Consider the following 12,190-nt stretch of genomic DNA (forward strand, 5'->3'; position numbering starts at 1 on the left):
TGTCGCGTCACCGTTCAAGACTCACCCACCGAGGAGCGGAACCTCTTGATCAACACGCCCTAGCCGCGACATACGGAATCGGCACCCTGCTGGGGACCGGAACGGTCTAGGACCCACCCCCGCGCACCAGTCCGGAAACCCTGCGTCCGCTCGACCTGCGAAGAGACCCCTATGCCTCACACCGACCGACCGCGCAGTCCCGGCTCCCAAGACGCACGGACTCCGCTCCGCGAGCGCTTTGCTGTGAACTGGGCGCGCCTGCACGCGGAAGACCGCATCCCCGGCATCGACCTCGCGCGAGGCATGGCCGTGGTGGGGATGTTCGCCGCGCACCTGCTGTGGATTACGCCGCTGGTCTGGAGCGACCCGGGAACCTGGACGGGCATCGTGCAGGGCCGCTCCTCGATCCTGTTCGCCACACTCGCCGGAGTCTCCCTGGGGGTGATGGCTGGCGGGGCCCGGCGGCCCAGCCCCGCGGAACTGCCGGCGCTACGGGCACGACTGGTCTACCGGTCCCTGCTGCTCTGGCTACTGGGCGTCGTCCTCCTCGGCCTCGGTATCCCGGTCTACATCATCCTGCCCGCCTACGCGATCCTGTTCCTCCTCGCGCTGCCATTCTTGCCCCTCCGCCCGCGACAGGTGCTGATCGTTGCGGGAGGGATCGGGCTTCTCGCCCCTTTCCTGCAGGCATGGGTCGACGCCCTCCCGTGGTGGGAGACCGGCAGCGGTCGCATGGCGGCGTGGCTGCTCGGGTGGCACTACCCGTTCCCGGTCTGGATCGCGTTCGTGCTCGCCGGCCTCGGACTCGCCCGCACCGACATTCGCCGGTTGCGCACCCAGCTGGCGATGCTCGGTGCTGGCATTGCCCTCGCGGTCCTCGGGTACGGCCTCGACGCCGTCTCCGGCACGCGGGACGTCCCCGACGATGGGGCGTTCTGGGACGTGCTGTGGACTGCCGAACCACACTCCAGCGGGCTTCTCGAGGTGATCGGCTCCGGTGGGTTCGCCATCGCCGCGATCAGTGTGTGCCTGCTCGCCTGCCGCACACCACTGATTTGGATCACCCTGCCGCTGCGGGCCACCGGCAGCATGCCGCTCACCGCCTATGTCACACAGCTCCTCCTGTGGGCGGTGCTCGCCAGCATCGGCCTTGGCACCACCGGCGACCTCGGCGCGTTCCGTGACACGGCCCCGTTCTGGCCTCTGACCATCGCAACCATTACAGGCTGCACCGTCTGGGCGCTACTGATCGGGCGTGGACCGCTCGAGCGGGCGATGACCCACCTGCCCGCCCGTCGCTCGACGTCATCGGGGCGGTCCATCCCGCGAGACGATGCGCACCGCCCCTAACGTTCGGTTCCGATCCCTCCGGAGCAAACGGCGCCGAGGCGGTGTCAGCCGTTCATCAAGACGAGCATCACGCCCATGCCGGCGGCCATCACGGCGTGGCAGGCGGCATGCAGGCGATGGTGGCCGCTGCGGATCAGCCGGGAGAGCCACCACAGCATGGTCGCGGCGCTAAGCACGATGAAGGCCACGTTGACGACGTCAACCCATATCGGAGTTGCCATCATCATCGGGGCGGCATCGCCCATCGGCATCTGCCCGTCCATACCCATCTCGGAGCCGTCACCCATGTCCATGGGCATGTCGGCCATCAGCAGCGGCATCGCGGCGAGCATCCAGATCATCGCGGCGTTCAGAACGAGGTGCCCCGCCACGTCGACGCGCGCCGTGGCGGCACGGGCGCGGACCAGCAACGGCACGAGGACGATGGTGAGCATCGCGAACACCCCGACCTGCACCCATAGCGCGAGCGCGGACTCCATTGACCAGGACATCCAGATCATCGCCGCCGACATCAGGATGTGGTTGATGTCGATCAGGATCTCCCCGTCGAACGGCTTCCCGTTCCGACGCGTCCTCCTCAACCGGGGCGTGAGGTCGATCAGGCAGACCAGACCGGTGAACACGAAGGCGACGGTCAGGATGATGTTCCACGGAGCAGCGATCACACCCAAAGACTACTACAACTTGTAGATATGGGGGGACTTGCGGGGGTCAGCGACGGTCGCTCCGCGGGGTGGTGGTGCGGCGGAAGTTCTGCAACCGGAGGCTGTTGTAGACCACAAGGACGGAGGAGAGCGCCATCGCACCGGCGGCGATGAGCGGATTGAGCAGTCCGGCGGCGGCGATGGGGATCGCGGCGATGTTGTACCCGAATGCCCAGCCGAGATTGGTCTTGATGGTGCGCAAGGTGCGGCGGGACAGGGCGATGGCGTCGGGGATGACAGCGAGGTCGTCGCGGACGAGGATGATGTCGGCGGATTTCAGGGCGATGTCGGAGCCGGAGACCATGGCAAGCCCAAGGTCGGCGGCGGCAAGGGCCACGGCATCATTGATACCATCGCCGACCATCGCGACCCGATCACCGCTGTCCTGCAGGCTGCGGATCGCGTCGGCCTTCTGGGCGGGCAGCACCCCGGCGAGCACCGTGTCGATACCGAGGCGGGCGGCCACGCTCGCGGCCGCTGCGGGGGTGTCGCCGGTGAGCAGGACGGTCTTCATGCCTTGGGCGTGCAGTGCGGCGACTGCGGTGCGGGCGTCGCGTTTGATCGTGTCCCGGAGCCCGATCCGCCCCAGGAGCAGGCGGCCGCGTGCCACGAGCACGGATGTCTCCGCGGCCTGACCCGTACTGTTGTCGAGATTATCGGCGGCGTCTGGCTCGTCGGGCACGTCGATGGCGTGGTCGAGGAGGAACGCCCGGCTGCCGACGAGGACCGGCTCGCCGTGGAGCTGTCCGGACGCACCGCGCCCGGGGTGGGCGGTGAGCCCGGCGACGGGGGCGATCTCGATGCCTCGGTTCTCGGCGGCGGTGAGGATGGCTCGGGCGATGATGTGCTCGGAGCCGCGCTCGACAGCCGCGGCGACGGCGAGGAGCTCCTGTTCGGTGACGCCGTCAACGGGGGCGAGGCGGTGGGCGGTCATCGAGCCGGTGGTGAGGGTGCCGGTCTTGTCCAGGACGACGGTGGTGATGGTGCCGCTGGCTTCGAGCGCGTCCTGACCTTTGACGAGGATGCCCAGAGTCGCTCCTCGGCCGATGCCGACCATCAGCGCGGTCGGTGTCGCAAGCCCCAGGGCGCAGGGGCAGGCGATGATGAGCACCGAGATCCCGATCCCGAATGCCTGCTCGAACGACGTCCCGGCGATCATCCACCCGGCGGCGACGAGGACGGCCAGGACGATCACGGCGGGCACGAAGTAGCTGGTGACCTTGTCGACGAGGGTCTGTACCCGCGCCTTACGCGCCTGGGCCTGCTCCGCCAGCGCCGCCATTTGCGCGAGCTGAGTATGCGCACCCACCAACGTCGCCCGTACCTCTAGCCGGCCGTCCATGCTGATCGTGCCGCCGACCACTCCATCTCCCGGTGTCAGGTCGGCGGGGACGGGTTCGCCGGTGAGCATGCTGGCGTCCACCGCCGCGGCCCCCTCGATGATCACGCCGTCCGCGGGGATGGTCTCGCCCGGCAGTACTACGAAGACGTCCCCGGCGCGCAGTGCGGTCGCCGGCTGGATCTCCTCGGTGTTGTCGGTGCGGATGCGGACGTGGGTGGCGGCGAGCTGGTTCAGCGCGCCGAGCACGTCGCCGGCTTTGCGGCGGGAGCGGGTCTCGAAGTAGCGGCCGGCGAGCTGGAAGGTGGTCATCCCGGCGGCGACATCCAGGTAGACGGAGTTCGCGCCTTCCGGGGTCACGCCGAACCCGAGCCAGTACCCGGTGCCCTCCTGACCGAGGCCGAACAGGAGGGTGGCGACGGCCCACCCGAACGAGGCCGCGATGCCGAGGGAGACGAGGGTGTCCATGCTGACCGTGCCGTGCCGCAAGTTGCGCAGGGTCGCCTTGTGGAACGGCCAGGCCGCCCACGCAACGATCGGCAGCGCCAACAGCACGCACACCCACTCCCACCCCGGGAACCGCCACCCCGGCACTAGCGCCAGGACGATAGTGATGTCCATCAAGGGAACGGTGAGGATCGCCGAGACCAACAGCCGGCGCCGCAACGAGCTGATCCGCACTTCGGTGGCTCGCCGAGACCAGGCGTCGTCTGCGTCATCATGCGGGTGCGCCCCGTACCCGGCCTTTTCCACCCGCCGGACCGCCTCGTCGACCCGGTCTGGGGAGAGTCCAGTGACGAGGGCGCGTTCGGTGGCGTAGTTCACGCTCGCGCTCACCCCCTCCAGCCCATTCAAGGCACGCTCGACGCGGCCCGCGCAGGCCGCGCAGGTCATCCCGGACACATCCAGCTGCACCGCCTCGAGCATCGGCGTGGTGGTCGTCATGTCTCGTTCTCCTCGACGGTTCGGGGCGCGGGACGGGCGGCTCCGCGTGCGGCCAGCTGTTCGAGCATCCGGTTGTACTGGTCGAACTCGTCGTCGCGGCCGGTGTCCAGGTGCCGATCCTTGCGACGGGCATCCTTCGCGTCCTGTCGGGACCATTGGATTCCGAGGGCGATGATGACCAGCAGCAGCGGGATCTCACCCCCAGCCCACGCGACCCCGCCTGCGAAGTACTGTGCGGCGGGCAGGTCTGACCAGGGCAGTGCGAAATTGCGGTAGAAGTCCTCGGCGATGAGCATGTTCCCGGTCATGAGGATCACCCCGAAGAACGCGTGGAACGGCATCGCGGCGAGAACAAAGCCGAGCTTGCCGATGTGCGGCAGAGGACGCGGTGGCCGGTCAACGCCGATCACGAGCGCGTAGAACAGGTACCCGGCGATCAGGAAGTGCACGTTCATCAGCTGATGCGCCCAATGGAAACGCATGAACTCCCCGAAGATACCGGTGAAGTACAGGCCGTAGTACGACCCGACGAACAGGATGAAAACGATCAGCGGGTTGAACACGAACCGCAGCACCGGCCAGTGCAGCACCCACGTGATCCAGTCGTGCGCTCCGGCCGGGCGCGTGGGGTCGGAGCGGGTCGCTCGCAGCAGCAGCGTGATCACGCCGCCGAGCACCAGCAGAATCGGGGCAGCCATATTCAGACTCATGTGCACGATCATGTGCACTCCAAAGTCCGGAGCGGAGTACTTCCCGAACCCCGAGCTGGTGACGAAGACCACCACCGCCCACCCGGCGACCCAGGCGGCCGTCCGCCCCGTCGGCCACGCGTCGCCACGTAGCCGCACACGCCGCACCGCCCACAGGTACACCGTCACCGCGGCGATCGCGACGACGAGGAACAGGATGTTCGGCCGCCACTGCGTGAACAGCACCAGCACTGTCGGCGGGTCGGGGACCTCGAACCCGAGGAACACCTGCGAGATGCTTGTCGGCGCGAAATACTGTGGCGGCGGAATCCGGGTCATCGCCGCGGTGCCCCCGAGCCATCCGCCGATCAGGACCGTCGCGAGCACCAGCAGCCCGCTGATCCGGCGCGCGGTCAACCGTCCGCGCCGCCCCCACACGCACCCGGTCGCGATCACGGCCACAACACCCAGCAGGCAGATACCACGGACCAGAATCTGCCAACCGGTGACCGACTCCAGCAGCCCGGACCCGGCGAGCTTGAACCACGCCAGCAGCAGGTCGCTGGCCACGATCACCGGCAGCAGCACCACCAGCGTCTTCCCCAACCGCCACAGAATGATCGGGTCGATGAGTCGGCCCGTCAGGGTGCGGACGGCGCCGACCAGCACCAGCCCGAATGCCGCGCTGGTCAGCAGCGCTTGGTAGATGCCCGCGTCGCTGCCGAAGTCGTGGTTCGGGCCGACCAGGATCTGTCCGACGACCACCGGCGCAAGGATCCCGAACGCTGATGCCCACAGCGGGATCAGCAGCCCCGTCCACCGGTCGGTGAACATACTCGCCCCGAACGTCACCAGCGCCGCGACGAACGCGACCGTCCAGGCTCGCGGGAATGCGCTCGCGTCGTACAGGAACGACATCGCACCCGGCTCGCCGAGTCGGGAGAAAGGGATGCCGCTGCTGTCTAGCATCTCCAACACGACCATCGCGCCGGCCGATGTCGCCCACGCCGCGGACGCGACCTGCAGCACGGTCAGCTCGATCGACCCGCCCACCCGGGACGCATCTCGCCCGCGCACATTGCGGAAGAACAGAATCCATAGCACCGCACCGACCGTGACCGTCGAGGACAGGTCCGCGATCCCCTGTCCGGCCGCGGTGGAGATCCCCACATCCAGCCCCGGGAAGCTGACGAAGATCCGGTCGTATGGGGCTTCGCCGGCCAGGATCGTGGTCGCGACCGCCGGTGCCACCGACAACATCACCACGAGGACGGTGAGCAGAATCAGCGGCCACCGGCTGAGATGCTTGACCGGCGGGTCGGACACCGGTGCGACGTCGGGTGCGGGCGGGGGTGCGACGGTCACAACTGGTCGGTCGTCCATGACAGCACCGTGTAGCCGGCCTCCGTGACCGCCGACTCGACGGCGGCGCGTTCCACCGGGCTCGTGTGCTGTAGCCGGACCCGGCCGGACGTGGCGTCCGCGTCTACCCCGACGACCCCCGGCACCTCGCTCAGCTCGGTTCGCAGCGTCCGCTCGCAGTGTGCGCAGGTCATCCCGTTCACCACGAGCTCGGACTCATCCATACCCATCACGTCCTTCCCGTCACGCACCCCACTAACTCTACAAGATGTCCAAGATCGTTCGGTCAGGACGAAACCTGGAGCCGGCGGATTCGACAGGCGTTCTCGGCCGGACCGAGTCGATCGCTGCCACCTCACCGGAACCGGTGGCGCGAGGGTGAGTTGCGGACAGTCGCGCCTGCCGCGGTGCTTGTCTGGACGTCCGCGCGACCACGCCACCGATGGCGGGTTTCCCTCCGAGCGCTGCCACTGTCGTCCGGAGCTGTTCGATGCGATCTGCTGCGTCCTTCGTCAGGTGGGAAGGATCCGAATCGCCTGCGGCAATCGCCGCCGCCCTGCGGACGGCCATCGGCGAGCAGTGAGGCGCACGGCACGCAGGTGCATACTTTCATCGCCGGTCGTGTTCGCGAGCACAGTCAGCGCGTTGGCAAGATGCGCGGCGCCCGCCTGCCGGGCGGCCGCGTCATCTGCGGCCAACTCGATGAGCAGTACGGTGGCGCGCTGGAGTGCGCGCCCCGGCAGCACGCGGGGCAGGCACAACGCATTGATCTGCGCGATCCGGACCGCCCACCCGTGCCATTGCCGCAGATGCGCGTACTCATGTGCGAGGACCGCCTGCAGCTGTGATACGGTGAGCGTCTCCTCCATCGCGGTGGAGAGGAGGATCTCCGGGTGCTTCCCGGGGACAGCGCACGCGATGGGCTGGTCGCAGCGGAACCGTACCAGGGTGAACCCGCCCCGCTCCTCCCGCGATTTGGCCAGCGCCGCCGCTACTTGACTCGACTGTTCGGCGCCGGTCGAATCCGCAGCCGATGTGGCCACGAACGCGATCACGGCCCCGAAAGCCCCCAGGCCCAACCACCCGCCCGCCGTCACCAGCACAGCCTGGCCGTGCGATGCCACCTCCGAGACGGTCACGGCCGCCATGACGCTACCCGCCACTGCGGCGGCGGCCAAGCTCAGCCCGAGGAAGAACGCCACGAACCACGCGGTCAGCGCGGCCCGCGGGTGCAGCAACTGCCACCGTCCCACCGTCAGCACCAGCGGGCTCAACACCGCCGTCAACACCGCGGCGCCCGCGGACGCTGCCGTGAAAAGCAGCAGGCCTTCGCCCGTCACCGTGGGCGGCCGGTGTCGGGGAACACGGACCGCAACAGTGCGATGTCCTGTGCGTCCAGGTTGCCTGCGAATGCCAGCAACGCGGCCTTCCGATCCTCCGCCTGGTCGAGCGTGGAGATCATCGACGCGCCCGCGTCCTTGCCATCCGGTCGCGGTACTGAGAAACGCACCTTCCGAGGCGACTGCTCGATGCGCAGCACTTGTCCCTTGCGCTCCAGTCGGGTGAGTGCGGTCATCAACGTCGTGTATGCAGGTACGGGCCCCGAGAACAACTCCTGCAGCTGGCGAGCGCTAACGAGTTCCCCTTGTCCCCGCAGCAGTCGCAGCAACTCACGTTCGAGCTCGCCCCACTCCCTGGTCCGTGCACCCGTCATCGCTCACCTCCGCACCAACGCTAATGCACAGCAGGCGCGTACGGCCATGCCGGAGACGGTACAACTGGCAGAGAGGACGAGTTGTCGACTATGTAGCGGACCGGGTGGCGTCGCACCTGGCAGGAATGCGCGGGGGCGACGAGGACACACTCATCCAACCAGGAGCGATGCTGATCAGTCATCGCAACGTGCAGCGCGAGCGCATGACTACGGCTCATTCAAAGGAAGCGCCAGAGCAAATGACTACAATCGAAGCGTGTTCCGCTCACTCCGATTCGCCTGTGCCGGGCGACTGGAACGCAGTGAGATGATGATGCGGCTTATTGGCATGATCGGTCTCACGCTTCTGCTGATCTTCGCCATTGGTGCCGCCGACTACTGCAGCGCCGACGTCGCCGCTGCGTCGACTTCAGCCGGGTCGTCTCTTGAAACCGATGTCGCAGGTTCGGATGCAACCAGTGCGGGATCGGCGGGCATGGTGACGCAGTTTGCGACGGGCGTAGCACAGGCGGACCCGGTCGCGGGGGCTGTGCTGTGCGTCCTTGGTGTTCTCTGCGGGCTCGTCGCCGCGGTCATGCTGTACCGGTTACTCGGGCGCGCGACAGCAGTGGTGGCGGAGAGCGGCCTCGCTCATTCGCGGACGAGTGCTATTTCGAAGCCCGATGCGCTGAGGCGGACCTCGCTGACTCTGGCGACTCTCAGCATCTCGCGGACCTGACATCTCGGAGTGCCGCGCCTCGCGGGCGTGCACCCCATCGAGCGTTCGCTCGATCTTCGACCGTGTCAACAGTCCTTGGAGTACCTGATGAAACCCGCCGTGAAAGCCGGTCTCGTCGCCCTTGCCGCCGCCATCGTTCTGATCATCGTCGCGGTGATCGTCGTCCTCATCAACCAGCGAAACGGTTCGCCGCCAGGATCTGAGGACGGAGGTTCCAGGGCACAGGTCCTGCGAGAGAACTCACGCGTTCTCGACGATGGGGGAGACGGCTCGGTGACGGTCGTCGAGTTCCTCGACTTCGAATGCGAGGCTTGCGGTGCCTTCTACCCCGTGGTTGAAGACCTTCGGGAGCGATACGACGGCGAGATCACCTACGTCATCCGCTACTTCCCTCTGCCGGGGCACCTGAACTCCAGGAACGCCGCATTCGCCGCCGAAGCGGCGGCGCAGCAGGGACGCCTGGAAGAGATGTATCGCAAGCTCTTCGAGACGCAGGCCGAGTGGGGTGAAGCCCCGGAATCGCGGGCGAGCCTGTTCCGAGGCTTCGCGGAGGAGATGGGCCTGGACATGGCCGCTTACGATTCCGCGATCTCGGATCCCGCAACGGTCGCACGAGTCGATCTCGACTACAACGACGGTCGGGCACTGGGAGTGAGCGGAACTCCGACGTTCTTCGTGAACGGCGACGCCATCACGCTCGAGCGCTACGACGACCTGGAGACTGCGATTGTCTCAGCGGGCGAGCGAACATGAAACTCCGGGGGCTCTCTCACCGTCGAGTGATCATCGTCGGCTCCGGCCATGCCGGTCTCTCTGTCGCCGCCGAACTCTCACGTTCGGGCCTGCAGCCGCAACGGGATTTTGCCGTGATCGACAGCAACCCCGACGGGCAACGCTCGTGGGCCTTCCGCTGGTCGTCCATGGAACTCCTGACCGAGGCCGGCCGCAGCACGGTCGCCGGCCAGCATCTCACCGGTGACCCCTATCGACGCCCGTCACCGCGCGAGATCGAACAGCATCTCCTCGACGTCGAGTCGAGTTTGGGGGTCACGACGATGTGGGGCATCAGAGCGACAGGTGTGGAACGTCTGGGAGACGGTTCGACTCTCCTCCTGTCAACGAATGAAGGGCCGGTACAGACGCGCAACGTCGTCTGCGCGACGGGGGCGGCGGCTCGACCTCGGACTCCGGGGTGGGCGGTGGGTGCCGCGGTGCCGGGGATCATGGTTCACAGCGCGGACTATCACGGACCAGGTCAGATTCCCCGCGGCGACGTTCTGGTCGTCGGAGCCGGTCACAGCGGCCAGCAGATCGCACGCGAACTCAGCAGCACGCACCGCGTCACGCTGTCCTCCCGACCGACGTATGCCTCGGCAGGTCGACCGATACGGCGCCTCGTCGGGCGACGTCGTACAGACGCGAGAGGCGCGGCGGCCCTCTCGCTGGATCCAGAATGGGCGCAGCTTGGTATCGACGTGGTGTCTGCGGCGGTCGCCGCGGACGGAGCGCACATCGTCTTCGACGACGGCCGGCGAATCGCTCCGCAATCGATCATCTTCGCGACCGGATACCGGCCCGCGGACGGATGGCTTCCCCGCAGGGTACTCGATGCTACATCCGGTCGTGGGAAGCGCGGGACCACGGGCGTCCCGGGTTTGTTCGTTGTGGGTATGCCGACCTACGGCAGCCGGGACGCCGACACCTTCGCCGGCGCACGCCGTGACGCGATCTCGATAGCGCGTCACATCATGAAGCGCCCCTGAACACGCTCGCACGACACCACTAACCGAAACGAGGATCACACATGAAACATCCGATAGCCGTGAGGATGTATGCGTGGGTCACCGTCGCGTGCGTGCTGCCGATCGCCGCGACGGTTCTGCTGGTGTCGCCTGCTGCTTCAGCGTCCGCCGCTGGGGATGTCGCACCAGCGACCACGTCCTCCGCTCCCGGGCCGACCTCACCCCCCTCGCCGTCGCCGACGGTCGAAGAGACGGAGTCCGACGACCACCCCCAACGGCAGAATGGGGAGCGGCCGGTGGAGCGAGACGATCTCGGGTTCCTCGGCATCCTGTTTGTGACCGGCATGGGGTTCGTCCTCGTGGCTGGTGCTGTCGGTGTCGCCGTCGCCGGATGCAAGCGCCGCCGCCGGGACCGTGCCGTGGCCAAGACGGACAGGGGAGCGTGACGATGGGCGCACGGGTGCCGAAGTACGCCTTTGCATTCGCCGTCGCCGGCGCGACGGTCATCATCGACCAGGTGTCGAAGGCTGTCGCCTTGGCGCAATTGAGTACCACGGAGCGCATTCCGCTGCTGGGAGACCTCCTCGGGCTGCAACTCGCGTTCAACCCGGGTGCCATCCTGTCGTTCGGTTCCGGAGCGACGCCGCTGCTGACCGCAATCGGAGTCGTGGTGACGGTCGTGCTGTTCGTGAGTGCAGTCCGTTCTCGCACCACCTGGTGGGCGGTCGGTATCGGGTTCGTCCTCGGCGGGGCCATCGGCAACGTCCTGGACCGTCTCTTCGCACCCCCTGCATTCGGTCGCGGATACGTCACCGACTTCCTCGCCTACTCAGACCTCTTCATCGGCAACCTGGCAGACGTGGCGCTGGGCGTCGGTGCCATCGTGCTGGCCATCGGGCTTGTTCGGCGCCGCCACGGCGCAGAGGAGAACGCTGCACCCACTCCGTCGCTGGCCTCAGAGGAGATGAGCGAACGTATGGAGAAATCATGACGCAGAAGAAGCGGACCCCTTCCACATATCAGCGGAATGCTCTGGCGCCGAGCCTGCTCGCAGCCGCGGTACTCTTCCTCGCCCCCGTGCTGCTGGCAAGCGACTGGGCCCCGGTCGTGCTCTACGCCACGTCGATCCTCGCGGTGATCGTCGGATGGTTCGCCGTGCAAGCGCGCCACTGGTGGTGGATCCCCGTGTTCGTCGCCATCGCCGTCCTGTGGAATCCGGTGATGCCCTTCCCGTTCGCCGGACCTGTCTGGACTGGGATCCAGCCCGCGGCAGCAGTCGTCTTCCTGGTGGCGGGAGGCCTGATCAAGTTCCCCCGACCCTGATGTCGGTGCTCATCGCTCAGCTCATCGACGGGCCGGAGGGGACCCGTCGATGACTCCGTGGATCCCCGACGTCGCACCCGCCTTCCCGGACTACTTCGCCGTGGTTCCTGGGGCGTTTCCGGTGCTACCCGTGTTCGCCGGGCTGCTCGCGGTTCTCTACATCGCCGGGGCCGTGCGCATGTGGGTGCGGCGTCGACGCTGGTCGGTCTGGCGCACGCTCAGCTTCCTCATCGGCTGTGCGCTCCTAGGCCGTGTTGCTAAATGCTGTTGTGGGGCGGGTGGGCGATCCTTGAGGTGTGTCGCG

At 67.4% G+C, this 12,190-nt stretch carries 13 protein-coding genes and 1 pseudogene; 8 read left to right on the forward strand and 6 right to left on the reverse strand.

Annotated features, from left to right (window positions below):
- The first annotated feature begins 171 nt into the window (after window positions 1-171).
- On the forward strand, window positions 172-1,350 hold the full coding sequence (locus AS96_RS13635) for a DUF418 domain-containing protein (RefSeq protein WP_051498891.1): 1,179 nt from the start codon (window positions 172-174) through the stop codon (window positions 1,348-1,350).
- A 44-nt stretch (window positions 1,351-1,394) separates the two neighbouring features.
- Here the strand turns inward: AS96_RS13635 and AS96_RS13640 are convergent, their stop codons facing one another.
- From AS96_RS13640 to AS96_RS13665, 6 genes are all read right to left on the reverse strand, one after another.
- A complete protein-coding gene (locus AS96_RS13640; protein WP_155947597.1) occupies window positions 1,395-1,973 on the reverse strand; it encodes a DUF5134 domain-containing protein in 579 nt (192 codons plus the stop codon).
- An 88-nt stretch (window positions 1,974-2,061) separates the two neighbouring features.
- Complete coding sequence (locus tag AS96_RS13645) at window positions 2,062-4,338, reverse strand: heavy metal translocating P-type ATPase (RefSeq protein ID WP_036290857.1); 2,277 nt, start codon at window positions 4,336-4,338, stop codon at window positions 2,062-2,064.
- Window positions 4,335-6,410: a cytochrome c oxidase assembly protein gene (locus AS96_RS13650; RefSeq protein ID WP_081768071.1), complete on the reverse strand. Its 2,076-nt coding sequence runs from the start codon at window positions 6,408-6,410 to the stop codon at window positions 4,335-4,337. Before AS96_RS13650 ends, AS96_RS13645 begins: the two co-directional genes overlap by 4 nt.
- Window positions 6,389-6,640: a heavy-metal-associated domain-containing protein gene (locus tag AS96_RS13655; protein WP_231477275.1), complete on the reverse strand. Its 252-nt coding sequence runs from the start codon at window positions 6,638-6,640 to the stop codon at window positions 6,389-6,391. Before AS96_RS13655 ends, AS96_RS13650 begins: the two co-directional genes overlap by 22 nt.
- A gap of 261 nt (window positions 6,641-6,901) precedes the next feature.
- Window positions 6,902-7,729, reverse strand: coding sequence for a M48 family metalloprotease (locus AS96_RS13660; RefSeq protein WP_231477277.1), 828 nt, complete (start codon window positions 7,727-7,729; stop codon window positions 6,902-6,904).
- Window positions 7,726-8,103, reverse strand: a complete 378-nt coding sequence (locus AS96_RS13665) for a BlaI/MecI/CopY family transcriptional regulator (RefSeq protein ID WP_036290860.1) — start codon at window positions 8,101-8,103, stop codon at window positions 7,726-7,728. The genes AS96_RS13660 and AS96_RS13665 overlap by 4 nt, the downstream gene beginning before the upstream one ends.
- 256 nt (window positions 8,104-8,359) lie before the next feature.
- Between AS96_RS13665 and AS96_RS13670 the strand changes: the two genes are divergently transcribed.
- From AS96_RS13670 to AS96_RS15805, 7 genes and pseudogenes are all read left to right on the forward strand, one after another.
- Window positions 8,360-8,821 carry a hypothetical protein gene (locus tag AS96_RS13670; RefSeq protein ID WP_125133154.1) on the forward strand — a complete coding sequence of 154 codons (462 nt, stop codon included), beginning with the start codon at window positions 8,360-8,362 and terminating at the stop codon, window positions 8,819-8,821.
- An 87-nt stretch (window positions 8,822-8,908) separates the two neighbouring features.
- Window positions 8,909-9,574 carry a DsbA family protein gene (locus AS96_RS13675; protein ID WP_036290865.1) on the forward strand — a complete coding sequence of 222 codons (666 nt, stop codon included), beginning with the start codon at window positions 8,909-8,911 and terminating at the stop codon, window positions 9,572-9,574.
- Window positions 9,575-9,600: 26 nt separating this feature from the next.
- Complete coding sequence (locus AS96_RS13680) at window positions 9,601-10,584, forward strand: NAD(P)-binding domain-containing protein (RefSeq protein ID WP_231477279.1); 984 nt, start codon at window positions 9,601-9,603, stop codon at window positions 10,582-10,584.
- Between the two features lie 41 nt (window positions 10,585-10,625).
- On the forward strand, window positions 10,626-11,009 hold the full coding sequence (locus tag AS96_RS13685; RefSeq protein ID WP_036290871.1) for a hypothetical protein: 384 nt from the start codon (window positions 10,626-10,628) through the stop codon (window positions 11,007-11,009).
- Between the two features lie 2 nt (window positions 11,010-11,011).
- Window positions 11,012-11,554 carry a signal peptidase II gene (locus tag AS96_RS13690; RefSeq protein WP_051498892.1) on the forward strand — a complete coding sequence of 181 codons (543 nt, stop codon included), beginning with the start codon at window positions 11,012-11,014 and terminating at the stop codon, window positions 11,552-11,554.
- The gene (locus AS96_RS13695; RefSeq protein ID WP_036290874.1) at window positions 11,551-11,886 is read left to right on the forward strand and encodes a DUF6804 family protein; all 336 of its coding nucleotides are present in this window, start codon (window positions 11,551-11,553) and stop codon (window positions 11,884-11,886) included. The genes AS96_RS13690 and AS96_RS13695 overlap by 4 nt, the downstream gene beginning before the upstream one ends.
- Before the next feature lie 49 nt (window positions 11,887-11,935).
- Window positions 11,936-12,190: pseudogene (locus AS96_RS15805) on the forward strand (hypothetical protein); the annotation flags it as partial.

Origin of the sequence: Microbacterium sp. MRS-1 (assembly GCF_000585455.1) — a bacterium.
In the GTDB taxonomy this organism is placed as follows: Bacteria; Actinomycetota; Actinomycetes; order Actinomycetales; family Microbacteriaceae; genus Microbacterium; species Microbacterium laevaniformans.